Origin of the sequence: Nocardia sp. NPDC051052 (assembly GCF_044456045.1) — a bacterium.
In the GTDB taxonomy this organism is placed as follows: Bacteria; Actinomycetota; Actinomycetes; order Mycobacteriales; family Mycobacteriaceae; genus Nocardia.
Map to the genome: position 1 here is coordinate 194529 of NZ_JBITFL010000011.1, position 25953 is coordinate 220481.

Below are 25953 nucleotides of genomic sequence, written 5' to 3' on the forward strand. Positions count from 1 at the left end.
CTAAGCTCTAGTGCGAGTTCTCTGCCATCAGCAGCACGACCTCGTCGAGTGATGCGCCGCCCAGGATCGCGGCGACCGGAAGATCGCGATCCAGCTCTGCTTTGATCCGCTTGCGCAGATCGAGTGCCTGCAGCGAGTCGAGCCCGAGGGCCACCAAGGGCACCGAGCCGTCGATGGATTCGGCGCTGTCGGCTCCCATGACCTTCGCCAGTTCGGCCAGCATCCGAGTCGAGAACGACCCCTCGTGCGCAGGCGTGTCACTGGGAACAGAAGCGGCGGCGATGGACTCGGCCATAACCGGCGTCGCCAACGGTTCCGGCGCGAGTGCCATCGACGAAAACACCTCGGCCTGCCCGTACATCCCTGCCACCTCATTGAGGAGCTGCCAATCCGCGGACAGGACCACCGCGTCGCCCCACTGCTGGGTCAGTCCAACTTCGATGGCCTCGACGGGATCCATCGGGTAGACGCCCGCGCTCTCGGTGCGCGCAAAGCCCGCCGCGTCGAGCGGCCCGGCAACGCTCCACAGGCCCCACTGCAGCGACACGCTGTCGACACCCTGTTCCCGCAGCTCTCGGGCGGTGATGTCGAGCATCCGGTTGGTCACGGCGTACAAAATCTGGCCACGCCCGCTCAGTGTGGCCGCGACCGAGGAACACAGGAGCACGCGGCAGTCCGCGGCCCTGGGCACCGACCGCAGCACCGTCGCCAGCCCGACGATCTTCGATCCGGCAGCGGTGGCCACCAGATCGGCGGTGATGTCCGTCAATTCGGCGTCGACGTAGTTCACCGCGGCGTGGATCAGCAGCGTCACCGGACGATCGGCGCAGTCACCGGCGAACCGGCGCACCGCGTCGGCGTCGGTCACATCGCAGCGCACCGTGCGGATGTCCGAGGCGCCGCGTGCCCGAATCCCGCGCAGTTCCGTGGCGGCCGAGTCGGACCCGCCAGTCCGGCTCAACAGCGTGATCCGACCGGCTCCAGCCTTGGCGAAGTGTTCGCAGAACCGCAGACCGAGCTGGCCGGTGCCACCGATGATCACCACATGGCCGAGATCCGCGCCCGCGGCGTTGTCTTCGGCGCGCGGCGCGCGCACGAGCCGCTTCACGTGCACCTTGCCCGCGCGCAGCGCGATCTCGTTGGTGCCCTTGGTGTGCAACGCCGCGATGATCTTGGCGGCTTGATCCGGGCCTGCTTCGGTGGCAGCCAAATCGAGGTGCCGCAGCAGCACGCCGGTCCGCTCGACGCCGACACCGCGGAAACCCGCACTGACCGAGCCATGGAACAGCTGCGGCACCGGATCACTGTCCACTACGGCTTCGCCGCCGATGGTGACCAGCCAGCACTCGGCTCCGGGCCGCAAACGATCCACCGCGGGCAACCACGTGCGCTCGGCGAAGAACGTCGCGACCTCGGCGATCGTGTCCGCGCCTTGGGCAAGTGGCGGCAGCAGGATGACCGCGGTGTCGAAGTCCGCGGTAGCCGCGTCGACATCGAATACGCTCGCTGTCGCGCCGTGCCGATCAGCCGCGATAACCAGTGCTGCGGCGAGATCGCCGCAGCGCCCGGTGTGGTCGACCAGCGTGAGACGGCGCGGTGGCACCAGGGATCGGCGGTCCAGCCGCTCCCAGCTCTCCACCAAACGCTGCGGCGGCGGGGCACTCGGAGCGGATCGCTCGACCGGGTCGGCTGGATAGGCCGCCCACAACTTCTTTGGGTTCATCCGCGTGGCAGGGAAGTCACGCAGCGGCAGGGTGATTCCGGTGGCGGTCCGCAACGCCGCCCACCGGTAGTTCCGATCGTGCACCGCGATGGTGGCCAGGTTGCGGGTGAACTCGCTCAATCCCGTCGCGGTGCGCAGCGAGGTGCCGATCACTCGAATGTCGCGGGGCGGTGCGGCGGGGTCCTGCGGGACCAGGGACAGATTCTCGTGAATCGCCAACTGCAACATCGGATGCTCGGCGACTTCGATGAATGTGTCGATGCCGTCGGCGGCCGCCGCGACGACGGCCCGGTCGAATCGGACCCGGTTGCGCAGGTTCCAATACCAGTATTCGGCGTGCTGGAGGTCGGGTGTGAGTGGCGTGCCGAGAGTGGCTCCGTAGCAAGGGATATCGGTGGCGACAAAGTGACAACTGCTCAGTTCGTCACCCATGAAGTTGCCGACCTTGCGCCCGATCTCGACCACCATCGAGGTGTGCGCCGGGTAGGCGACCCGGATTTCCTTGGCGAAACGACCACGCGCTCGTGCGGTCGCCACCGTGTCGACAATGGTCGCCCGATCACCCGAAATCGCCAGGATATGCGGCGAATTGACCACCGACAGCTCAGCCCACCCGGAATGCCTGGCCAGCAGGGCCTCGCATTCCTCCCGATCCATGCCGAGCACCGCCATCGAGTAGCCACCCGGGCTCATCTCGGCGACGAGCAGAGCTCGATGGGTGACCACGAGTACCGAATCACGCAGCGTCATCACGCCGGAGACGGCTGCGGCCGACAGCTCCCCCTGGCTGTGGCCGATCGTTGCCGCGGGGTCGACCCCGGCCGCCTGCCACATCGCGGCCAGTCCGATCATCTGAAACAGCAACGCCGGCTGCACGACTTGTACGACGTCCGCGAACCGGCCCTCGTTGCCGAGCAGATAGTGCAACGGCTGCACGTGCCCGTATCGCTCCTCGAAAAGCGCGGCACATTCGGCCACCTTGGTGCGGAACGCCGGGGATATCTCGTAGTAGAGCCTGCCCATCCCCGGTCGCTGGCTGCCTTGGCCAGGAAAGACAAAGCCGACACGGCGAGCGGAGGCCGTGCCGACGGTGCACACCACCGCCGGGTCCTCGGCACCGGTAGCGATCGCTCGTACCGCGCCGAGAAGTTCAGCTCGATTGGTCACCATGGCCAACGCGCGCCGACGCCGCGCAACCCGGGTGCGAAAGATCATGTCCGCCACCCGATCAGGGCACACGGGCGGATGCTGCTCGAGATAGGACAGCAGCGCCGCCCCCTCGGCGCGCAGCCCGTCGTCGGTGTCGGCGGACAGCAGAACCGGAATGGTGCCGTCCGGGAGTCGGTACTCAGACATCGGCTTCCTCCAGCACGGGCATCGCCAGGATCGCGTGCGCGTTGGTGCCCGCGACGCCGAATGACGAAACGGCGCCGTAGCGGATCCCATCCACCGGGTCCCAGGGTTCGAGTTTCTTGGCGAGCCGCAAGCTCGTTGCGTCCCAGTCGATCTCGGCGGTCGGGTGGTCGGCGTGCAAGCTCGGTGCGATCGCGCCGTTCGCGCCGCACAGCAGTACTTTGATCAGGCCGAGTATCCCCGCCGCCGCTTGGGCGTGACCGAGGTTCGACTTCACCGAACCGAGTAGCGGCGCGCCTGTCGCACGGTCGGCGGCGCCGTACATCTTGGCCAGCGCTGCCAGCTCGAGCGGGTCGCCGACCGGGGTTCCGGTACCGTGACCCTCGATCAGGCCGATCACATCCGGCGTGCACCCCGCGGCCGCGAGGGTGTCGTGGATCAGCCTTTCCTGTGCGGCCGCGCTCGGCACCGCGATCGGCGCCCCCTTGCCATTGTGGTTGATACGCGAACCGAGCAGGCGGCCGTAGACCCGGTGGCCGAGTTGCGCGGCCCGCGACTCACGTTCCAGCACAACCACGCCAGCGCCTTCGCCCCACAGGGTGCCAGTCGCGGCCGCGGCATAGGAGCGGCAGCGCCCGTCGGTGGCGAGTGCGTTGTTCTTCGAGAATTCGTAGAAGGCGGCGGGCGAACCCATCACACAGACACCGCCCGCCAGCGCCCACTCGCATTCGTCCGCGCGGATGGCGGCGGCGGCCTGGTGCACGGCGGTCAACGATGACGCGCAAGCGGTATCCACACTGACCGATGGACCTATCAGGCCGAGTGCGTGCGAGATCCGGCCTGCCACCGCACCGAGCGCCGTTCCGGTGACCCGATAGCCGCTGAGATCGTTGACGGCGGCGGCCCGCGGGCCGTACTCGCTGGCGGACACGCCCATCCAGCATCCCGCTGAATCACCTTCCAGCACACCGGGATTGATTCCGGCGTTCTCCAACGCCGCCCAGGCAACCCGCATCGCGACTCGCTGCTGCGGATCCATCGCGACCGCTTCTCGCGGCGTGATACCGAAGAACATCGGATCGAATTCCGTTGCGCCGACGAGAAATCCGCCTGCGTCACAAACGCTGCGCCAGCCTTCGATTTCACCGAGGGCTAGTAGCTGATCGATCGGCCATTCCCGGTCGCGCGGGAATCGTCCTATCAGTTCACGTGATTCGGCGAGCGCTTGCCACAGCTCGGCGAGCGTATCAATTCCACCGGGGGCCTCGACGGCCATTCCGACCACGACGATCGGATCGTCCGCATTCGCTGTACTCATCATGCCCCTCGCGCTACCGCTATCCGACCGAACTTGTGCTCGGCACAAGCAATTCCACGATTCCGTCGATGTGTTCGTTCAGATAGAAATGCCCACCCGCGAACAGAATCACCTGAACGTTCGCGCGACTGTGTGCCGACCAGGCATAGAGGTGCCGCGGCTCAATGAACGGATCGTCGTCACCGCCGAGAACCTGGATCGGCGCATCGATCTCGATATCGGCGGCGCAGGAATAGCCGTCGAAGGCTCGATAGTCAGCTTTCATCACGGGCAATGCCATTCGCATGACGTCGCGGCTGGCCATGACATCGGAACCGGTTCCGTTGAGCGCGCCCATATGGTCGAGGAGTTGTTCGTCCTCGGTCGGATGTGGTGGCAGATCGGCAACCCGGCTCGGCGCGACCGATGCCGAGGCGCCGAGCAATCGCACCTCCAGACCTGCGGCTTCGGCGAGCCGGGCGAACTCGAAGGCGATGATCGCACCCATGCTGTGCCCGAAAATGGTGAGCGGCCGCGCCCGATCGTGCGACGAGGCGCGAAAAGCCTCGAACGCGCCTCGCGCCATCTCGGGCAGGCTCGTCGCCGCCGCCTCGCGGGCCCGATCCTGCCGACCGGGGTATTGGCAGACAACAACATCGAAGGTTTCGCTCAGCTTTTTGGCCAACACTCGATAAGCCGACGCACCGGCGCCGGCATGCGGAAAAATCAGCAATGGTGCCGAGAGGGGCGAGCGTGGCGTGTGAAATTGCCTGAGCCATCCGAGTTCCCGTGCCATGCCCTACTCTCTCCACACACCGCCGATATCGCATCAGCGGCCGTTTGCACCTGATCTCTCGCTACTCGAATGAGAAGCCGGACATTCGCGATGTCGCCACCTCGGCGAAATACCTTGCATGCCTGATGGATAACTCTTCGGCTGCGTACCAGGCATCGGCGTGCACAATCTTACAGCGTCTTCTTAGTGTAGGCTAGCCTAACGTAGGCGGGTGATCTAACTAACGATTGAATGGAGTACATGGCGATGAACGAGACGGAGACGTCGTACGTCCTTCCGCGCGAGCGGACCGACATTTCGGACGACATTCGGAGCGCCCCAGCGCCAGTCGTGCCGCACTTTCCCGCACCATTCCAGCTGCGTGTCGCCGATTTCGACAGCGCCGACCCCGAGACCATCGCCGCGTGGATGTCGCTGCCGCACCTGGTCGAGACCTGGGAGCAGCCATGGCCCGCCGGCCGCCGACGAGCCGACATCCGCGCCCAGCTGGCCGGAACCTATTCGCGGCCATGCATACTCGGCTTCGACTTCGCGGACATTGATCGACCGGAACTCGGCCACCGGGAGGTCGGCTACGTCGAGCTGTATCGCGCGGCGAAAGACGAGATCGGCCGCCTCTACGACGCCCACCCCAGCGACATGGCCTTCCACATCGCGACCGCCGATCTGAACCTCATCGGCCGCGGCGTGATGTCGAGGTGGATCGGACACTTGGCGACGGGCATCTGGGCCGCCGAACCGGAATGCCGCAGGCTCATGGTCGATCCCGACTACCGCAACACCCCGATGCGCAAGGCCCTCGAGAAGAACGGGTGGCAGCACCTCGACGAAATCGATGTGCGCCCGGATCGCCGGATCGCGCTGTACACGCTGCCCCGCCGCCCGGAGGACATCCCCGCGCTTCGGCAGTGACCGCCGATGTTCACCGCGCGCCCGAACTCGCAACGATCCCACCGGCCCCCGAACGCAGTGACCCGACCCGGCGGCGAGCCGGCTCCGCACTCAACACCCGATCCGAAAGCTGCCCGAGGCAACTGAGATTCGGGAACCCCGGCCCCTGCGTGAGTGCCGCGAGGTTGGGCAGATACAGCTTCGGCGCCAACCCCGACACGGCCAGGTCGTAGCCGATCGACGTCTCGATCCGGGACCGGGTCAGCGGGCCGCCGGCCGCCAGTTCCAGCAGATCCATTGCGTAGGAATCGAATAGCTCGAGGAACCACAGCGGCTGGCCGCCGGTGGCGTCGATCGCCAGGTCGAAGTTGTGCACCTGATCCGTGCGCAGCTCGTTGCGCAGCGTGACGGCCACCCCGTCGCCGTGGTCGGCAACGCGGATCACTCGGCCCTGTAGATGGTGCACCCGGTTGTCGCCGAGGAGAGTCTCCTGCACCCGTACCGAGAACACGCCGCGGTCGGTGCGGCGGATAACATCTCGGCGCTCCTGCATGCTCAACGTCGCCCACTTGCCGGGATCGCTGAAAAGCGCGTTCTCGAAATAGCTTTCGCCGCGGGTGTAGATGGTCGCCATCGGCGATATCACCGAGATGGCCAGCATCTCGTGCCGGACCAGCTCGTCCAGCGCCGAGCCTGCCGTCTCGCCGCCACCGATCACCGCGACCCGCGAGGTGGCGGGCAACTCGCGGCGTCCGGCGAGCTCCCAGAACTCGGCAATGCTGAGGATCTTTGGATGCTCGGTCAGCGCCTTGTCGCTGCGCCCGGGCCCCGTGATCATGAGTCCGTCGGCGACGATATCGGCGCCGTGGCCGTCCGCGTCGGTCACCGAGACCGACCAACCGTCGTCCCGCTGACAGATCGATTGCACGGTGCCGATCACCAGGTCGAGGTCGATCGCGCGGGCGATCCACTGCAGGTATTTGGCCCAGGTGTGGTGCTGCGGGCTCGGCCTGCCGCGATCGATCCATTCGGCGAAAGTGCCGTGCTCGACCAGGAACGACATCCAGCTGTAGGCCTTCATCGCCTCGTTGATCGCTTGGTTGTGGCCACGTGCCCAGGTCGAGTGATAGGGAAAACCGATGTCCTTCTCCGGGCTGGTACCCAGTCGGTGCTGCCCGTCGGTCCAGCCGCCGCTCGGCAACCAGTTGCCGCCGACGGCGTGCGACTCGACAACCCTCACCCGCGGCGCAGGCAGCCCGAGGTTGCGCAGCACATGCGATTTAGCCGCTACCGCAAGGGCTTTCGGGCCCGCACCGACTATCAGAAGTGTCTCCACCGGTTCACCAACTCTCTTGTGAGCGCACTTCCCCGGGTGTTCGTGCCCACATGTCAATCCCGTCGCGCCTATATTTGCATAGGCTTACCTAATATAGCGAGCGACTAGCAGCACCGCGGCACCCCCGCATGAAAGATGGGACGAAAAGAATGCTCAGCATCACCAGAAAAAAGCCCGTGGCGGTCATCGCCCTCGCCGCCGCCACCGCGCTCGGCGGACTCGGATCGGTCGCGGCCACCACCCCGGCGAGCGCGGCGCCGATCGTCACTCCACTGCACGCCAGCGCGCCCGGAACCGGCGAATTGAAGGCAAAACTGCAGGTCGCCCTCAACACCGGCGCACCGCGCGCCGCCCGGGCCGCCGAACTCGAGGCGGGTGAAGCGGGCCTGCCACTGGTCGACCAGGTCGGCACCGTGATGGCGTCGACACCACCCAGCTTTCGCTGGACCATCGTCGGGCCGGTCACCGTCAATGGCGACATCCTCGGCGCCACCCTGGAAACGGCAGTCGATGGCTTCGACCCCTTTCACTTCGACCTCACGTGGAAGAATATCGACGGCACCTGGAAGCTCACCCGCGAAGCGGAATGCACCGTCGCCAGCGTGGCGATGCTGCCTTGCACTGTGTAAATAACTGCACGACAACGGAAATGACCCCTGCGCACCGGGGTCATTTCCGTTCGCCGTTTGTGGCGCACAGCACACACGATTTTGAACTATCCTTAGGCTAACCTTACCTGCATGGGTAGAGGATTCGAAGGCTTGATACTGAAGGCGTGGCGTGCCGAGGACTATCGCCTCACCGTCACCTCGACCGAGACCGTCACGGACAAGTTCGTACGGCTCGGCTTCGCCGCCGGGGGGCTATTGGCAGACCATCCCGTTCATCCGACACAGTGGGTTCGCCTGTGGATCCCGAACGGCGACAAGGAACATCAGCGCGGTTACACCCTGGTCGATCCGGATCCAGCGGCCGACCGCTTCTGGATCGAGTTCGCGATACACAACGGCCCCGCCGCCGAGTGGGCGCGAAATGCCACTGTCGGTGCCGAGATCGACGCGTCGGTGTTGGGCTCGGACTTCCAGTTGCCGGAGGAGATGCCGAGCGAGTTCATCGTCTTCGGTGACACCGCCTCACTGCCCGCGATCAACTCGCTGCTCGACGCGATCGGCGACACACCGGCGCGAGTGTGGCTGGAATGGCAGTACGAGTCCGACACCACGCTGCCCGTGCGCAACAAGCCGCACCACCAGGTCACCTGGGTGCAGCGCATCGATAACGGCAGGCTGCTGCGTGAGCAGGCGCACGAGATCTCCTGCGCAAAAGACGCTTACGGTTGGGTGGCCTGCGACGGTCACACCACGCGGTCGATCGTGAAGGCCCTCAAGACCACTCACGGGCTGCCCAAGACCGCGGTCAAGTCCCGCGCTTATTGGAAGTAGTCCGCCGTTCGGCGGGGGTCCGGCTCATCCTGCGGGATGACCCGATCGCGACCTGCTGTCGACGCGCGATGACGCGCTGGTCCGCCAGGCTGGTAGTCGGATTCGAGACCACTCGCGCAACAGCTGCGTGACCCGGCGCCGAAGCGGAGGTCAGCTGGCATGTCGATCCTGGATATGGTGCTCGCGTTGGCCGCGCTCGCGTTCGCGGTGACGGCCGTCGCCGGTCGGCTCGTCGCGCGTCGGATCGCGGTTGTGGTGCTGCCCGCGCTGATTGCCGGGTGCGTGGCACAGTGGCTGATCGAAGGGTTCTACTGGCAGTTCGCGCCGACCTACCTGCTGCTCTGTGCGGCGGCCGGGCTGGTTGCCTGGCAGACGAAATGGCGTGGGGGCAAATGGCCAACGATGGTCGCCCGGGTCGGCGTCGGGCTCCTGGTACTACCGGCCGCGCTCGCCTGGTCGCTTGTTCCCGTGCCCGAGCTGCCGAGACCGACGGGCCACTATGCGGTGGGCACCGAGACCTTCCGGTTGGTCGATCCGAATCGGCTGGAGGCAGCGACGGATACGCCGAGCGACCATCGCAATGTCGTTGTACAGGCGTGGTATCCGGCCGATCCAGCGGTGCGTGGCGAGCACTCGGCGTATCTCGACGGGCAAGATCGACTGCCGGACCGGGTCACCGTGTTACCGAAGGCGTTGCTGCGTGGGTACCACCGCATCGATACGCACGGGCGACGCGACGTGCCGGTCAGTCCCGATCGGGCGCGCTGGCCCGTGGTGCTGTTCTCTCCCGGATACGGTGCGCCACGCGCCTTTTACACCGGGCTGATCGCCGATCTGGCCAGCCGTGGGTACGTCGTGCTCGCCATCGATCACCCGTATGAGGCGGCGGTCACCGAGCTCGCCGACGGCTCCATCGCGACACCGCACGAACGTTTCCTCGATGACGATCCGAACCAATCCCGCTATATGAGTGGGCAACTCGACGTGCGCGCGGCCGATCTGCGCTTCGTGGTCGACCAGCTCGATCGGCCGGGCACCATGGGGCCACGGCTCTCCGGTCACCTCGACACCGAACATATTGCCGCCGTTGGCCATTCATTCGGCGGCGCCACCGCGGTGGCCGCACTCGCGAATGACGCACGGATCAAGGCGGCCGCGAACATCGACGGCACCCTGTATGGCACGTTGCCCCAGCAGTCACTGACAAAGCCGTTCCTCTTGCTGGAAAGCGACCATGCGGAAACGGGACACTCGGCGCAGTATCTGGACGGCAATCGCGCGTTACTCGAACGACTGAAGGCGGGCGGCTCCCGCTACGAGATCAGCGAGGCCAATCACTACAGCTTCACCGACGTGCCACGGTTTCTCGCCGACCCCGCCAGATTCCTGGCGGCTCAACTGATGGGCGGCTCCCGTGGGCCACGGGAAACACAGCGCGCGACCAACGACATGCTGACCGCGTTCCTGCGGGAGCCGCTCGGCGGCGGCCGCGGCGATATCGGCGCGGCGGCCGCACGGTACCGGGATATCGACGGTGGGCCCGTGCACTAGGCGGGCCCGCTCGCGGCGATGCGATGCCGTAAACGGGCCCGGTCCTTGCGCTTTCGGTCAAACCACGGCCGACTCCAGCCGCCATCCGCTGGCGCGAGAGCGCTCGTTCCAGAAGTCGGCGTAGCGCCCGCCCGCGGCCAAAAGCTCAGCGTGCGTGCCGCGTTCGACGATTCGGCCGCCGTCGAGGAACAGGATTTGATCGGCGTGCGCGATGGTGGCGAGTCGATGCGCGACGACGATCACGGTCTTGTCCTTGGTGAGTTCGTGCATCCCGCGCACCACTACCGCTTCGCTGTGCGGATCGAGGGCGCTGGTCGCCTCGTCCAGCAGCACGATCGGGGCGTCTTTGAGCAACGCGCGGGCGATGGAAACCCGTTGCCGCTCACCGCCGGACAGACTGGCACCGCCCTCGCCGACCATGCTGTCCCAGCCGTCCGGGAGTCGGTCGACGATCTCGTCGACCCTGGCCGCCTCGGCCGCGCGCCGCACCTCATCGTCGGTCGCGTCGGGTCTGCCGATGCGGATGTTGTCCGCCACCGACTGGTCGAACAGATACACATGCTGGAAGACCAGCGAGAGCTGGTTCAGCAGGGTCGCCGATGGCTGCTCGCGCACGTCGTGCTCGCCGACCACGACTCGGCCGGAGTCGATGTCGTAAAACCTGGCGACCAGCCGCAGCAGGGTGGTCTTACCCGCACCGCTCGGGCCGACGATCGCGGTGGTGGTACCCGCGGGCACGCTGAACGTGACGTGGGAGACGACGGGTTCCGCAGGCCGGTAGCCGAAGCTCACATTGTCGAGCACGATCGACGCAACACCCGGCGTAACCGCCGTGTCCGCTTCCGGTAGAACGGGTTCCGCGAGCAGTGCGGTGATCCGGTCCGACGCGGCGGTCGCGGAACGCAGCGCATTGGCAAGTTGCGCAGCCTGATTCAGTGGCTCGATGAACCGGGAGCTCACCGCGATCAACGCGATCGCGGCGGCCGCTGAGATCGTGCCTTCGGTCACCCGGCCGATGGCGACGTAGACCAGGACGAGAAAGACTGCCTGTACGAACAATCCGAATACGATGAGGCCGGGGACCGTCGCGAACATCAGCCGCGAGATCGCCGACCGTTGCCCCGCCAGTGCGGCCTCCAGTGCCCGGTTGCCGGAGCCGACCGCGCCGAACGCACGCAGGACCGGCTGAGCCTGAGCGAATTCCAGCACCCGCGAGTCGGCCTCGGCGGCGGCGGCGTGCAGCTGCGCATCGGACCGGGTGTACGCGCGATTGGCGAAGCTGTTGATCAGATAGAGCACCGGTGCCGCCAGCAACATGGCGAGCGCGATTCGCCAGTCGATGAACAGCATGCCGACCGCGACGCCGAGCGGCACCAGGATGCTGGTGATGACCTTGGTGAGCAGGTACGCGACCAAACCCTGTATTTCCCTGACATTTTCGACGACTACCCGCGACAAGGTGCCCGCGCTCTGCGACTCGAACCAGCCGAGCGGCAGCGCGTTGAGGTGATCACCGAGCCTGGTCTGCAGGCCCCGCTGCAAGCCGACGCCGATGCGCAGGCCGATCACCGCCTGCAGGAAGCCGAACACCACGACGGCCGCTACCGCCGCCACCATCCACAACGTCCACACCCAGGCTCCGCCGAGGTCGTCGTCGAACAACGCTTCCAGCACCGGCACGAGCAGCAGATAGGCCGCAGCCTGACTCAACGCCTGCGCCACGATGGCGGCGAGGAGTTTCGGTGTCAGCGCGTCGAATTCGGCAGGCACCAGCCCGAGTACCTTGCGAATCATCGCCCCTCCTCCGTCTCGGCGTATGCGATAGCGCCGAGCGCTTCCTCATTGATTTCCCACAGCCGCTGATAGGTCCCGCCCGCGTCTCGCAGGGCGTGGTGGTCGCCCTGCTCGGCCACGGTCCCGTTCTCCAACACCAGGATTCGATCGACGCCGGTGATGGTGTGCAGCCGATGCGCGATCACCAGCACGGTGCGGCCGGCAACCAATACCGCGAGCGCGTCCTGCACCGCGGCCTCCGATTCCGGGTCGGCGAAGGCGGTTGCCTCGTCCAGCACGAGCACCGGGGTGTCGGCCAACAACGCACGCGCGATCGAAAGCCGTTGTGCTTCACCGCCGGACAGGACAGCGTCGATACCGATCTCGGAATCGTAGCCGCGCGGCAGCGCGATGATCCGATCATGGATCTGTGCGGCGCGCGCGGCCTGCGCCAATGCTGCGTCGTCGGCGTCGGGACGCGCCAACCGCAGGTTGTCGCGAACGGTGCCGCCGACCAATCGGACATCCTGGAAGACGAAACCGACCGTGCGATACAGCTCTTCGGTGGAGTGATCCCGGATATCTCTGCCCCCGATGGTGATTCGTCCGGAGCCGACGTCATAGAAGCGGGGCAGCAACTTGGCGAGCGTGGACTTGCCCGACCCGCTCGGACCGACCAGCGCCGTGAGGGTGCCGGGAGCGAGTTCGATCTCGATGTCGCGCAACACATCATGGTCCGTGCGGTAGCCGAAGGTCACACCCTCGAAGCGGACAACACCCGGGGCGGCCGGCGCCGGGTCGCCGGGAGCCGGTGCCGCGGTGCTCAATTCTGGCGTCTGTTGCAACTCGTGCAGCCGAACGGCGGCGGCACCGGCCGTGCGCAGCGCCTGCGCACCGTAGCCGAGCCCGAGCAGCGCGCTGCCCAAACCGAGCCCGACCAGCAGGAACGGCAGGACATCCACCGGCGCCACCCAGTGCAGCCCGACGCCAGCAAGGCCGGCGACCACAACCACCAGCATCACGAAGACCGGGGCGACCACCAGGTCGGAGGCCGACTGCAGCCGGATGATCGGGGACTTCAACCTATCCACGCTCTGCGCCTGGCCGTCCACGGCTTCCTGGAATGTGCTGTGCGCCTTGCCTGCCTGGCCGAACGCACGCACCACCTGGATGCCGTCGATGAACTCGATGGTCGCGTCCTGAGTGCGACGCTCCCACCGGTTGAAGACCGCCAACCGGTCGCGTCCGTCCTGGTCGAGCATCTTGCTGTACATCACCGCGAAGGCGACCAGCGGAACTAGCAGCACCAGCGTGAGCCGCCAGTCGACGGTGCACAGGTAGCCGAGCGTGACCAGCGGAACAGTGAGCGCTGCCACGAATTCCAGCCGGGCGTGGGCCACCAGATAATGCAGCGCCTCGACGTCGTCCTGCAGTAGCTTCTTCACCTCGCCCGCGGACCGCTCGCCGAACCAGCCGAGCGGCACCCTGGTCAGTTTGGCCGCGAGCAGCCTACGCAACGTCAGCTGGTAGTTCGCGTCCACCAGATGCGACCAGGTGAGCGCCACCGCCTGCAATACGCCACGCACGACGAGCACGACCACGGCGATAAGTAGCAGCCGCCAGACCCGGTCGGTATCGACCTGCTCGGCCAGCAGTTCCCGGCAGGCCGCGACGATCAGCACAAACGGCACCACGGTGCACACCGAGGCGACCGCCACGATGATGCTCGCCAGGGTGAGCGCCCGTCGCACGGGTGCCAGGATCTCCTTGCGCGCCAACGCTTCCTGTTGTTTGTGCGCCTTCTGTACCGCTCGGGGCGGTCGGTTCCCCGTCTCCGCCGCCGAAAGCGGCGCGACCTCCACCGTCATAGGTTGTGCCTCTCGCCATCGTTGGTTTCCGCAACGAACAGGACTCATCCTCACGCAGGATGCGCCAGAAATGTAGGTTAGCCTAAGTTATCTCCGGCGGCGCTGGTCAGGCATGGCGGCCGGAGACTCGCGCGATACACGGGCAGGCCGCCGACATAGCGATCAAATGTCCATTTAATCCGCTTTTCAGAAACGCTCACGTTTTATCGCCGAATCGATTGTCGCACTGCGGACTTGTTCCGGACATCTGCGAAAACAGCGCAATACCCGAATCTTTCAACTGCCCGTCATCCGGCGGAATGCTCCGTGAACGACCGTCCAACCAGGCCCGATAGCGCGGATACATGGCTAGCTTCTTCGCTATACGGAAATACCACCTTGGGAGTCGTGAATATGTTTGTTACACAGGTCATTTCCACAATTGCGCGTTGCTCGGTCGATCCGGGCGAGCTGACACCGGAGCAGGCGCACCGCGCCATGCAGGTGCATTTGAATTGCAGCGTTGACGGGTGCCGGGTACGCCGTCGCGCGCGCCGGACGCTGGTCGATGCGCGGCGGATGGTGCTCGACGAGCGAGCAACGCCGTAGCGCGGAATCCTCCCGGCCGTCGTGGTGTTGTTCCCCACATGACCACAACGGCATCCGACCGATCCGCGCCCGTCGTCGACCCGAGCACCGCGTTCGGCGCCACAGTCGCCGAGCGTCTCGACAAGGAACCCGTGATCTGGCTGACCACCGTCGGCTCCACCGGGACCCCGCAACCCAACCCGGTGTGGTTCCAGTGGCGTGACGACGAGTTCCTACTGTTCAGCAAGCCCGACCAGGCCAAGCTGCGCAATCTGATCCGCAACCCGCGCGTTTCGTTGAATTTCAACAGCACCGAATGGGGCAGTGCGGTCGCGGTTTTCACGGGCACCGCACGCATCGACGGCACTGCCCCCTCCGCCGACGAAATCGCCACGTACACCGCGAAATACGTCGACGGACTGAAGGACATCAAGATGACCGCCGAGGAATTCTTCGCCGAGTACTCCACGGTCGTCCGGATCCGCCCAGATCGCCTGCGCGGCTTCTGAATCCGCGATGATGGAGCCACCACCACCGACTGCCGCGTGGCAGCATCGGGGCGCGCGCACCGGTTTCGAGATCGCCTACTTCAAGGTGACCGAGACCGGTGTGCGGATCGATGGGTGTACAACGGCGGTTGAAGACGGCGAGGTGTGGGCGGTCGACTATCAGATCATCCTCGACCCGTCGTGGCACACCCGGCGAGCTGTGGTCGCGACTCGGCAACGCGGCGGTTGGCACACGGTGCAGCTGAACTCCGACGGTACGGGCAACTGGACGGTCGACGGCGTGCCGAATCCCGCGCTGTCCGGTTGCCTCGACGTCGATCTGGCGGCCTCGGCACTGACCAACGCGTTCCCGGTGCATCGGCTCGGCCTGACCATCGATACAACCGCGGAAGCGCCAGCGGCGTACGTGCGCGCCGTCGGGCTCGAGGTGACCCGTCTCGAGCAGAGCTACCACCGAATCGGTGATGACGGTCCGCACCAGCGATTCGACTACACCGCACCGCAGTTCGATTTCACCAGCACACTCACCTATGACGAGTCGGGCTTCGTCCTCGATTACCCGGGCATCGCGCGGCGCGCACACTAGCCCGAGGGCGACCGGCGAAATGGCCGACGACTAGGGTCGATGCCGATGAGAAGGCGGCAGAAACCGCCGTTGCCCAAGCGGCACGGCCTGGACCCGGCCCGGCTCCGGCTGCCGGAGGACGGTGACTGGGCGACGATTCGCGACCATCTGGTCGAGCGGCTCCCCCGGGTGGATCCGGCCCGCATCGATGAGCTGCTGCGCGGGGGCGGGATCGTCGATCTCGACGGTCCGATCGCGCCGGACGCGCCCTATGCGCCAGGCAGTGCCGTGTGGTTTCACCGCGACCTACCCGTCGAGACGCCGGTGCCGTTCGACATCACCATCGTGCATCGCGACGCCGATCTGCTCGTCGTGGACAAGCCGCACTTCCTCGCGACCATCCCGCGCGGGCAGCACATTCTGCAGACCGCGCTGGTGCGACTGCGCCGAGAACTCGACCTGCCGGAGTTGATTCCGGCGCATCGGCTGGATCGGGCGACGGCGGGCCTGGTGCTCTTCATCATCAACCCGGCGCGGCGCGGCGCGTATCAGACGATGTTCCACAAGCGCACGGTCCGTAAGGAATACGAGGCGATCGCGCCGTTCGATCCCGCGCTGGCGCTGCCGCGCGTGGTGCGCAGCCGGATCGTGAAGGAGAAGCAGGTGCTCGCGGCGCAGGAGGTCGATGGCGAGCCCAATGCCGAGACCTCGATCGAGCTGCTGGAGCATCGCGATGGGCGCGGGCGGTATCGACTGCGACCGGTGACCGGACGGACCCATCAGCTGCGGCTACATATGAACAGCCTCGGCATCCCGATTCTCGGCGACGACTTCTATCCCGTGATCACCGACAAGCCCGTTGACGATTTCACCCGTCCGCTGCAACTGCTCGCGGCATCGCTCGAGTTCACCGATCCGATCAGTCACGAGCCGCGCCGCTTCGAAACCACCCGCAAGCTGCAGGCGTGGACGGATCAAGACGGGTGGGCCGGCTGACAGCACTGGAAATCAGCCGACCCATGCACCCGCCGCGGGGCTCAGACCACGCCGGGCGCGGCTCCTGGAACTGAAACAAGTTCCAGTCAGAGTAACCCGCGCGACGCGACGCGACATCGAGACCCGTATATCTGACGGATTCGGGTAGGCCGACAGCAAATGACCGATCGAGCGGCGGCCCCGGCACCCATCCGTACACTGGGCGGGATGCTCGCACAGGACCTCGAGGAAGCGGCTCCGCCCCGCCGCAGATTGCACGCGTGGGCCGATGTGGCCGTGGTGGTCGTCGTCCTGGCGGGAACCAACCTGATCGCGCACTTCACCACCGCCTGGGCCAGCATCGTGACCGTGCCCGTGGCCGCCGTCGTGCTGCTCGCGATGATGCGCAGGCGCGGGCTGCACTGGCACGAGCTCGGCCTCTCGCCGCGTTACTGGCGGCGCGGGACGCTCTACGCACTCGGCGCGGTCGGCGTCGTGCTCGCCGCGGTCGCCATCGGCGCGATCTTGCCGATCACCCGCCCGTTCTTCATGGCCGATCGCTACGCCACCATCTCCGGGGCGCTGATCGCCTCGATGATCGTGATTCCGTTGCAGACGGTGATTCCGGAGGAGCTGGCGTTCCGCGGGGTGCTGCACGGCACGCTCGATCGGGTCTACGGGGCGCGTGGGGTCTTCGCGGCGGGATCGTTGCTCTTCGGACTCTGGCATATCGCCTCCTCGCTCGGATTGACCAGTAGTAATCGTGGCCTTTCCGGGTTTGTCGGCGGCGGTGTCGCCGGTCAGCTCATCGGGATTGCGCTCGCGGTTGTCGCGACCGCGGCGGCGGGCGTCGTGTTCACCTGGTTGCGGCGTCGCAGCGGGAGTTTGCTGGCGCCGATAGCGCTGCACTGGTCCGTGAATGGGGCGGGCGCCCTGGCAGCGGCCATTGTTTGGCATACAACTTTGTCCTGAGCCCCTCGAAATCGAGCACGGCCCAGCGGAATTCCCGCCGTATTGGGCCCGCTTTCTGAAGCATTGCCGACGGCGTGTTGCTCGAATCGGCGTGTCACAAGATCAGCGCAGATATTCGCACTGGTTTTCGAGCGTCGGCATTGACCTCGGCCGGTGGCCGGTTTAGCCTCATTGCGATCACACATACGTTCGAGCAAGTAGGTCTGCTGACGATCTGCTCCGGGAAGGCTCGCGATGCGCGACGAACAATCCACCGGTAGTTCCGAGATCGCCGCGTTGGCGCAGCGGGTCGAGACGGCTCGCGGAAAACTGCCGCTGCAGCACGACGCCGCGCTGTTCGAGGTGTTATCCGAGGGCGAAATCGGGGCGGAACGCGAACTCGCGGAATGGGTTCGGGCGCAGCGGCGCAAGCAGCGGCGGCGGGCGGTCGAAGAAGAACTGGCCGCCGAGAAGCGAGACCGGCGCAGCGCGGCCACCATTCGGCGCGCCGACGAGGCGGACGAGCGATGGCATCGCAAGGCGCTGGCCGCGCGGCGACGGGTATCGAGCGAGGATGCGCGGCTGGCCCAGCTGTACCGGCGCGCCGAATGGTCGTCGCGGGCGCTGATCGCCGTCGTCGTGCTCGGCATGGTGTGGGCCGGCGTGAACGTGCAGCACAACCTGGTGCCGAGCGGGGACATGACCGACCCGCTGTATTGGTTGAGCTATGGGATCGAGGCGATGATCTCGATTCCGATCATCACCATCATGGTCGCCGCGACCACCGCCGCCCGCTGGGGCCGCGAGCTGGCGCGCGGCAAGGTGGTGTTTTTCGAGACCGCGCTGCTCGGCACCACCATCGCGCTGAACGCGGGGCCGCACCTGGCCTCGGGTTCGTTCGGGCGCGCCGCGGAATACGCGATCGCGCCCGTCATGGTCGGCGTCGTGATCTGGTTGCACGCCTGGGTTTCCGCGCGGTACGCGCTGCTCATCGACGGGGCGCCGGTGCTGGATCGGGATGCGACGGTGGTCCGGCATCGGGTCAGCGACCGGGATGCTCGGGTCGGGCTTACCGTCGACGCGCCGGACGATCGTCGCTGGCTGCTCAACGGAGTGGACCCCTACGCTGCGACGACCACCGTTGGGCTGCCTGGCGCTGAGGTCGGCGCGGTGGAAGACGTCGACAGGTCGTCGGATCGACCTCGGCCCGACCATGTGGAGCCGGTCGTCGCGCCGTCCGCCAATGGGTATGCGGTGCGGTCGTTCTCGGCCGATCCACTCGCCGACGATGCTCGATCCTCGACCAACGGACATCCCGTGCGGGTGTCCTCGGCCGACACCGCTCATCAACTGATCGACGCGCCCGGCGACGCTCGACGGGCGACCAACGGACACGCCGTGCAGGCTGCCTCCACCGACACCGCTCATCAACCGACCGACGCGCCCGGCGACGCTCGACCGGCAACCAACGGACACGCCGTGCAGGCACGCTCCGCCGACACCGCGCCCCGACTGCCCGGCGACTACAACGCGCGGCAGGCGACCAACGGGCATGCCGTGCAGGCGGTTCCGGCTGACTCTGTCGACCGACTGCCCGATACGCCCGTCGAAGACTCGCGACCGTCCACCAACGGGCACGCCGTGCGGTCGTTCCCGGCGGACACGGCCCACCCACTGACCGACGCACCTGACGTCCACGACTCGCACCCGGTGACCAACGGGCATGCCGTGCAAGAAGTTTCGGCTGACAATCATCACCAGTCGCCCGAAGCACCCGAGTCCATCGACGGCGGAGTCGCGATACCGTTCTCGGCCATCAACGGCCACCCGCTGGCCGTGGAACCGAGCGACCCACGTTCTGCCGGACCGGCCGACCATGCGCACTCCTCGACCAACGGTCACGCCGTCACCAACGGACACGCAATGACGAACGGCCACTCGGCGATGACGAATGGTCATGCGGCCACCAATGGATACACCGTTGGCGACGACACCTCGTCGACCAATGCTCGGCCGGTCAACGGCTTCGATCGCAGCACGCCGACCAATGGCGACAACGCACAAACCAACGGCCACGAGGTCGACGGCGGCCGAGTCGCACCGACCAACGGCCACGCGGTGACGAACGGACACGGTCTCGCCGGCAGCGGCCGATTGCCGATCAACGGCCAGGCGGTCAACGGGACCAACCGCACACCGGCCAACGGCGACACGACGCAAACCAACGGCCACGCCGGGCTCAACGGGCATGCCATGCAGCTGTTTCCGGTGAACGACATCCCGCGCGAACGCACCGATCCCTACACCGTCACCCCGGCTCCCGAAACGACCACCGACGCCCATCGCGGCGACGAGCCAGAAGAGCCTCACACTGGTGACCCCATTCGTAAGGCCGCCGCAACGATCGCCGACACTGTCGCCCAGTCGATCTCGGGTGAGACCACTTCTCGCGCCAACACCGCCCGCCGCAAGCCGGCCGCGCCCAGCGTCGCCGAGGCCGACGTCGAACAACTCGTCTTCGACGAGAACCTGGAGCCGCCGCGTCCTGCCCCGCGCACCGAGCCTGCCAGCATCGTCGCCCGCCCGCCGGTCGAGGTGGAACCGGAGCTGGTGGACGACGAGGACGAGATCGATGAGGACGACGAAATCACCGCTCTCGCACACGAGATCACCCGTCGCGGGATGTCGAATCTTTCCGTCGAGCAACTCACCCAGATATTTCGGCTCGCCGACGAATCCTGGCTGACCCCGGGCATCGCCAACGAGGTCGGCGTCTCTCGCGCCGCCGTGGCCAGGGCGGTCGAGGCGGGGATCAAGGTCCGCCGCCCCTATGCCATCAGCGGCTGACTTCACGAACCTCCGCTCGACCAGCAAGGCCCCGAACAGCGAAACGGGCTGTCCTCGAGAATTACTGGAGGACAGCCCGTTTGTCTTATTTACTGCCGTTCACCGGTGTTCGACCAACCCCCGCCGGGCGCACCACTTGGTACGGTCAGCGTGCGATCGTCTCGCGCGGGGTAGCGCGACTCACCCCGCTCGGGGGACCCGGGCTTCTCGTCACCATGCCCCGGCCACCAGGCTCGGTGCCCGAGCAGCGCCGTCAGCGCCGGGGTGAAGAACATCGCCATCACGAACGCGGCGATCGCGATGCCGACCGAGATGGCGAACCCCATCTGCGAGAGCACATTGTTGCCCGCCAACATCATCGAGGCGAAGGTCCCGGCCAGGATCAGGCCCGCCGCCGCGACCGTCGGGCCCGTATGCCGCAGGGCAAGTGCCGCAGCCTGTTTCGGCTCGTGTCCCGCGCGCGCCTCTTCCCGCAATCGCGCAACCATCAGGATGTTGTAGTCCGTGCCGAGCGCGACCACGAACAGGTACATGATCACCGGCAGCGTGAAGATCAGCCCGGATTCACCCTGAATGTGCTGGAACACCAGCACCGCGGCGCCGAGCGTCGCGGCGAATCCGAGGAACACCGACGCCATCAGATACCACGGCGCGACCAGGCTGCGCAGCAGCAGGGCGAGCACGATCATGATCAAGATGGCGGCCACCGGGAACACGATGGCGTAATCGTGGTTCATCGCGTCCTGAAAGTCCACGAAGACCGCCGTCATGCCGCCGACCGCCGCGGTTGTTCCGGCAGGCGCCGCCGCGTGCGCGGCATCCCGCAGCGGACTGCGGACCGTCTCGATCGCCGCGTCCGATTCGGGAGCGGAGGTGAGCGTCACTTGGAAGTTGGCCGTTGCCTTGTCCGCGGACAACAGCGGCTCGGCCACCTGACCCACGCCGGGCACCGCGGTCAGCGCCGCGCGGTAGGAGGTGAGCTGATCGCTGGTCAGCGCGCCTTCGGTCGAGCGAAGCAGCACGTCCGAGGGCTGAGTGGCACCGGCGGGCATGCCCTTGAGCAATTCCTTGTTGTAGACCACCGATTCGGAGGAGCTGGAGGTCGAGCCCGAACTCAGATCGAAAGTCGGATTGAACCCGACGGCCACGATGCCGAGCGCGACGAGCACGCCACCGGAGACCACGGCGAACACCGCGGGCCGACGCCCCAGTGCGGCGCCGAGCGCGCCGAACCGGGCGCCCTTCGGCTCCGACTGCCACGCCTTGGACGGCCAGAACACCTTGGTGCCCAACAGCGAAACGACGGCGGGGACCAACGTCAGCCCGGCCAGCAGCGCGACCGCGACCGCGATCGCCAGAGCCGGACCCAGCGCCCGGAACATGCCGAGGGTGGACAGGGTCAGTGCCATGAACGCGATGATCACCGCGGCCGCCGCGGAGGTGATGGCCTCGCCGACTCGGGTGACGGCACTGACCATCGCGGTCTTCGGGTCTTCCCCCGCACGCAGCCGTTCCCGATAGCGGAACATCAGGAACAGGATGTAGTCGGTGCCGACGCCGAACAGCACCACCAGCAGGATGGCGTTCACCGAACTGTCGATCTCGAGGTCGAAAGCCTTGGCCACCATGGCGATCAGTCCGGTCACCACACTGGAGACCGCGCCGATGGTGACGATCGGCAGCAGCGCGATCACCGGGCTGCGGAAGATGATCAGCAACAGCACCAGGATCAAGATGATCGTCGCGGCGCCTATGATGGCCATGCCCTTGTTGCTCGACTCCACCTGATCCAGCATCTGTGCCGCCTGACCGGTGATGCCCGCCTTCAGGTCGGTGTCTTGCACCTGCGCCTTCAGCTCGCTACGCAGCGCCTTGACCGCGTCGCTCTGCGTCGTGTCACTCGCGCTGGTCATCTTCGTCAGCTGCACCGCGATCACCTGGATCAGCCGGTTCTCCGACGGTGGGATCGCCTGTAATCCGGTGACATCCTTGATTTTCGCGTCGGTGAGCTTCGCGCCGATCGACGCGACCGAGGCCACGTCCCCGTCGCTCAGCGGCGCGCCGTCGGCACGCGCGACAACGATCAGCGCAGCGGGCGCCGCGCTTTGCGGAAATGCCTTCTGCTGCATATCGAGTGCCTGAATGGACTCGTAATGCGAAGGCAGGAAGTCGGATTGGTCGGTGGTCGAGGTGAGTTGCGGCGCCGTTGCCACCACACCGACGATGATGAGCAGCCACAGGCCGATCACCTTCCACGGATGGTGTACGACCAACTGCCCGAGTCGAGCAAACATGGGGGACAAGTCCTTTCGGTATCTGAGCCGCGGCTCAGATGTCGAGATCCTCGATCGGCGGGTGGTCGGTCGTGTCGACGAGGGTGCGGTAGATCCTGGCCGGAACCCGATCCCGCAGTTCCTCGAATGAATCCACCACCTCCAGAGTGGAGTCGCTCCAGCTCTGGTCGTCTAGGTCGAGTTCCAACCCGTTGCGCCAGTCCTTCTTCTTGAATTCCTTGACCCAGTCGGTCATCACCGAGAAGTCGGTCCAGTCCGTCGTCTTCTTGTGCACCGCGTACTTGCCCTTGCGGCCCAGATAAACCCGAACCAGCTCGACCCCGACCCTGGTGAACTGCGTCGACTCCCCCAGCAGCCGCCCGACAAACCGCTGCGCACGCCCACCCCCGGGCCCCACCTTCACCACCACTTCCCGGAACTCGTCCGGCTCCCCCTTCGCAAAGCTCACAACCTCATCAACCACATGCTGTGAATCCATGATGACTCCATCCATAAGTAAGTGCGCATGGGCGCATAGATCCTCCAGTCGACGGACCCCTCATCAGTTCCCGCCGACCCCCTCAGATCCGGTTCTGCCATTTCCCGAGCCGCCGCATCCCAACGCCCCGTTCCCGCCCCACTATATGTAGATGTATACGTATAGCGCAAGACCCAACTGAACGTCGCGCACCTCCGCAGCGTCAGGCCCGTCGGTACGGCACCCCGGCGTGGACGGACGCTGGGAAGTCCACGTGCGCGTTGTTCGGTGGGTCGGCGGTTAGCGATCCGGCGGGCAAGGCTCGACTGAAACGCTTTGACGCTCAGGCGTTGACTTGGGTGGTGGTCGCCGGCTTGGGGGTTGGGTGGCGGCGGCGGTCTCGGAGGGTGAGGAGTAGGGGGATGCCTAGGCCTATTCCGATGCCCAGGGTTGCGGCGGCGGCGAAGCCTGCGGGGAAGCCGCCCGCATCGATGGCGATGCCGGCCAGTGAGCTGCCGATGCCGTTGCCGAGGGTGAGGGCGGCGGAGTGCCAGCCGATGGCTTCGCCGCGGCCGCCTTCGGGGACTATCCGGCTCATTTGATCGATCGAGGCGGTAATTGTTGGGGCGCAGAAGAATCCGGCGATGAGGCCGGTGATGGCGAGGGAGATAGGGCCGATGGCGAAGGCCATCGGGATGGTGACCGCGCCGAGGCCGGCGAGCAGGAGGTAGGTCGAAATGGGGCGGTGTAGCGCGCCGTAGACGAGGCCGCCGACAACCGAGCCGAAACCCCAGACGGCCAGGATCACGCCGAGCCACTGTTGCGCGCCGAACTCGCGGATGGCGGAGACGAAGGTCAGTTCGGAGCCGGCCAGAACGGCGATGGCCGCGCTGGCGCCGACGCACAGGGCGACGAATTCGAGGCGGAACCAGCTGCGCCGCGGCACGGCGGCGGAACTGGCGCTGTCGGCGTCCGCAGCGGAGCGCAGCGGCGGGTTCCGCACCCAGAGCAGGATGCCCGCCAGCACCAAAGTCATTTGGACGAAGAACAACACCATCGTCGTCGACCAGATACCCGCGGCGGCGACACCGATGATCGGACCGACCATGAACGCGCACTCGACGGACACCGCTTCCAGCGCGAGCGCAGGCTGCCGGTTCTGCTCGGTCGTCGCGGCGATGACCGCCTGCCGGACCACCGTGAAGATCGGCACGTCGAAGAGCCCGGCGATGGCGGCGAGGATGAGCAGCGGGACGTAGTCGACGAACGGCGCGATCGACCAGCACACCGCACCGACCAGAATGGACGGCGCGATGGTGCGGCGCAGCCCGAATCGATCGAGCAGCCGCCCGCGCCACGGTCCGCTCAGCGCGATGCAGACGGTGACGATCGTGCTCAGCGCGCCGGCCTGCACATACGACCCATGCAGGGTCTGTACTACATGCAGCGCGAGCAGCACCGCCCCGGCGAAGAACGGGATGCGTACCAAGGCCCCGAGCAGCAGTACATTACGCACCGCCGCATTCGACAACACCACCCGATAGGACCGCACCAACCGAGCTTGTCACGCTCCACCGACGAGCCGCCACCGATTTATCCCATGAATTCGGCCACCGCAGCGTTCCGCCGCCGCGCTATCCAACGAGCAAGCGGTGGTACACCTTTCACCTCACCCGACGACACCTCTCAACATGCCGCACCCGCCACCCGGTGCCACCCGGTGCCTCGCGGTGGCGAGCATCGAGGCGAGTCATACGGTCGTCAAACGATCTTCGAGAGCATCCCTATGGCTCACTTGATCTTGTAAATGCCCTCAACGCCACTGACCGGGCGCGGGGCGAGTTCAGTCCGTGAGACCGGCGCGGTCGAGCAGATAGTCGGTCATGGGCTCGTAGTACTCGGGGAAGACGCCGTCGTCGAGGGGGACGGTGACGGCGATTTTGCCTTCGGCGTGGCCCGCGAAGAGGGCGGGGTCGTTGGAGTCGGCGAAGCCGACGGTGTCGATGCCCGCTTCGCCCGCGGTGCCTGCCCAGCCGTGGTCGGCGATGACGAGGTCGGGCCAGCTGCGGGGTTCGGGGCTGTCGCGCAGTTCCTGCAGCATGGCCTGCATCGGGTTCGGGTCGTGCGTGTGCTGGAACCGGCCGCCGGTGCTGAGCGCGGCAACGCCTGAGGTATAGACGATTTCGCGGACCCGCGAGCCATTCGCGGTGATGACCTGGTACGACCATCCCGCAGCCGGCGTCAGCACCGTGCAGCCCGCGGCATGCAGCGCATCCTCGACAGCTCGATAGACACCCATCAGCGGACCGGGGTGACCGGTCGCCAGCAGCACCGTCTCCTGATCGCGCGCCGCACGCCCGATCCTGGCACCCATCTCATCGAGGGCCGCGATGGTCAGATCCACGCCGATGGTGTCGGCTCCTTGCCGGTGCCGCGGATCGGGGTTGACTCCGCACAGCCGCGCCATCATGTCCAGCGTCTCGTCGAATGTCCAGTCCTTCAACACCAACCCGAACTGGTACCCGGGATCTTTCGCCACCATCCTGCGGTAGTGCGCCAGGTTCCCCTCTCGCGGCGTCGCGACATCCCCCGCTATCCGAGTCTGCAGCAGATGCTTCCGCAACAGCGCCCGATCATATGGCTGCACCAACAATCCCACCTCCGCATCGGCCGACGCTGCTACCGAGGCCAGGTGCATCGACGCAGTTTCGCCGTCAATACGACACTACAAGCAGGGATCGGCGAGCCGGGGACGTCC

At 66.4% G+C, this 25953-nt stretch carries 20 protein-coding genes; 10 read left to right on the forward strand and 10 right to left on the reverse strand.

What is annotated here, in order from left to right:
- Positions 1-7: 7 nt before the first annotated feature.
- From nbtC to ACIBCN_RS33315, 3 genes are read right to left on the reverse strand one after another with little or no spacing between them, the layout of a single operon-like run.
- Positions 8-3079: a nocobactin polyketide synthase NbtC gene (gene nbtC / locus ACIBCN_RS33305; RefSeq protein WP_396995672.1), complete on the reverse strand. Its 3072-nt coding sequence runs from the start codon at positions 3077-3079 to the stop codon at positions 8-10.
- Positions 3072-4394 carry a polyketide synthase gene (locus tag ACIBCN_RS33310; RefSeq protein WP_396995735.1) on the reverse strand — a complete coding sequence of 441 codons (1323 nt, stop codon included), beginning with the start codon at positions 4392-4394 and terminating at the stop codon, positions 3072-3074. Before ACIBCN_RS33310 ends, nbtC begins: the two co-directional genes overlap by 8 nt.
- 19 nt (positions 4395-4413) lie before the next feature.
- A complete protein-coding gene (locus ACIBCN_RS33315; protein ID WP_396995673.1) occupies positions 4414-5169 on the reverse strand; it encodes a thioesterase II family protein in 756 nt (251 codons plus the stop codon).
- Positions 5170-5415: 246 nt separating this feature from the next.
- Between ACIBCN_RS33315 and ACIBCN_RS33320 the strand changes: the two genes are divergently transcribed.
- Complete coding sequence (locus ACIBCN_RS33320) at positions 5416-6081, forward strand: GNAT family N-acetyltransferase (RefSeq protein ID WP_396995674.1); 666 nt, start codon at positions 5416-5418, stop codon at positions 6079-6081.
- A 10-nt stretch (positions 6082-6091) separates the two neighbouring features.
- Here the strand turns inward: ACIBCN_RS33320 and ACIBCN_RS33325 are convergent, their stop codons facing one another.
- Entirely contained in the window at positions 6092-7396 is a 1305-nt protein-coding gene (locus ACIBCN_RS33325) for a SidA/IucD/PvdA family monooxygenase (RefSeq protein WP_396995675.1), read from the reverse strand.
- Between the two features lie 176 nt (positions 7397-7572).
- On the opposite strand from ACIBCN_RS33325, the gene ACIBCN_RS33330 reads away from it, so the two are divergent.
- From ACIBCN_RS33330 to ACIBCN_RS33340, 3 genes are all read left to right on the forward strand, one after another.
- Positions 7573-8025, forward strand: coding sequence for a hypothetical protein (locus tag ACIBCN_RS33330; RefSeq protein ID WP_396995676.1), 453 nt, complete (start codon positions 7573-7575; stop codon positions 8023-8025).
- Positions 8026-8136: 111 nt separating this feature from the next.
- On the forward strand, positions 8137-8838 hold the full coding sequence (locus ACIBCN_RS33335) for a siderophore-interacting protein (RefSeq protein ID WP_396995677.1): 702 nt from the start codon (positions 8137-8139) through the stop codon (positions 8836-8838).
- Positions 8839-8997: 159 nt separating this feature from the next.
- The gene (locus ACIBCN_RS33340; RefSeq protein ID WP_396995678.1) at positions 8998-10389 is read left to right on the forward strand and encodes an alpha/beta hydrolase family protein; all 1392 of its coding nucleotides are present in this window, start codon (positions 8998-9000) and stop codon (positions 10387-10389) included.
- Between the two features lie 57 nt (positions 10390-10446).
- Here ACIBCN_RS33340 and ACIBCN_RS33345 read toward each other — a convergent pair whose 3' ends face one another.
- Both ACIBCN_RS33345 and ACIBCN_RS33350 read right to left on the reverse strand, forming a co-directional pair.
- Positions 10447-12183: an ABC transporter ATP-binding protein gene (locus tag ACIBCN_RS33345; protein ID WP_396995679.1), complete on the reverse strand. Its 1737-nt coding sequence runs from the start codon at positions 12181-12183 to the stop codon at positions 10447-10449.
- The gene (locus ACIBCN_RS33350) at positions 12180-14030 is read right to left on the reverse strand and encodes an ABC transporter ATP-binding protein (RefSeq protein ID WP_396995680.1); all 1851 of its coding nucleotides are present in this window, start codon (positions 14028-14030) and stop codon (positions 12180-12182) included. The genes ACIBCN_RS33345 and ACIBCN_RS33350 overlap by 4 nt, the downstream gene beginning before the upstream one ends.
- Positions 14031-14417: 387 nt before the next feature.
- On the opposite strand from ACIBCN_RS33350, the gene ACIBCN_RS33355 reads away from it, so the two are divergent.
- The 6 genes from ACIBCN_RS33355 to ACIBCN_RS33380 all read left to right on the forward strand — a co-directional run bounded on the left by ACIBCN_RS33355 (position 14418) and on the right by ACIBCN_RS33380 (position 20444).
- A complete protein-coding gene (locus ACIBCN_RS33355) occupies positions 14418-14618 on the forward strand; it encodes a hypothetical protein (protein WP_396995736.1) in 201 nt (66 codons plus the stop codon).
- Between the two features lie 38 nt (positions 14619-14656).
- Positions 14657-15106, forward strand: coding sequence for a TIGR03667 family PPOX class F420-dependent oxidoreductase (locus tag ACIBCN_RS33360; RefSeq protein WP_396995681.1), 450 nt, complete (start codon positions 14657-14659; stop codon positions 15104-15106).
- A gap of 7 nt (positions 15107-15113) precedes the next feature.
- Entirely contained in the window at positions 15114-15692 is a 579-nt protein-coding gene (locus ACIBCN_RS33365) for a putative glycolipid-binding domain-containing protein (RefSeq protein WP_396995682.1), read from the forward strand.
- 45 nt (positions 15693-15737) lie between these two features.
- On the forward strand, positions 15738-16667 hold the full coding sequence (locus tag ACIBCN_RS33370) for an RluA family pseudouridine synthase (RefSeq protein WP_396995683.1): 930 nt from the start codon (positions 15738-15740) through the stop codon (positions 16665-16667).
- A 207-nt stretch (positions 16668-16874) separates the two neighbouring features.
- Positions 16875-17618, forward strand: a complete 744-nt coding sequence (locus ACIBCN_RS33375) for a lysostaphin resistance A-like protein (RefSeq protein ID WP_396995684.1) — start codon at positions 16875-16877, stop codon at positions 17616-17618.
- 234 nt (positions 17619-17852) lie between these two features.
- On the forward strand, positions 17853-20444 hold the full coding sequence (locus ACIBCN_RS33380; RefSeq protein ID WP_396995685.1) for a hypothetical protein: 2592 nt from the start codon (positions 17853-17855) through the stop codon (positions 20442-20444).
- An 89-nt stretch (positions 20445-20533) separates the two neighbouring features.
- On the opposite strand, the gene ACIBCN_RS33385 is transcribed toward ACIBCN_RS33380, so the two are convergent.
- From ACIBCN_RS33385 to ACIBCN_RS33400, 4 genes are all read right to left on the reverse strand, one after another.
- Positions 20534-22738, reverse strand: coding sequence for an MMPL family transporter (locus tag ACIBCN_RS33385; protein WP_396995686.1), 2205 nt, complete (start codon positions 22736-22738; stop codon positions 20534-20536).
- Between the two features lie 34 nt (positions 22739-22772).
- Positions 22773-23216, reverse strand: coding sequence for an EXLDI protein (locus tag ACIBCN_RS33390; protein ID WP_396995687.1), 444 nt, complete (start codon positions 23214-23216; stop codon positions 22773-22775).
- 322 nt (positions 23217-23538) lie between these two features.
- On the reverse strand, positions 23539-24747 hold the full coding sequence (locus ACIBCN_RS33395; protein WP_396995688.1) for an MFS transporter: 1209 nt from the start codon (positions 24745-24747) through the stop codon (positions 23539-23541).
- Between the two features lie 291 nt (positions 24748-25038).
- A complete protein-coding gene (locus ACIBCN_RS33400) occupies positions 25039-25842 on the reverse strand; it encodes a phosphatase (RefSeq protein ID WP_396995737.1) in 804 nt (267 codons plus the stop codon).
- Positions 25843-25953: the final 111 nt, after the last annotated feature.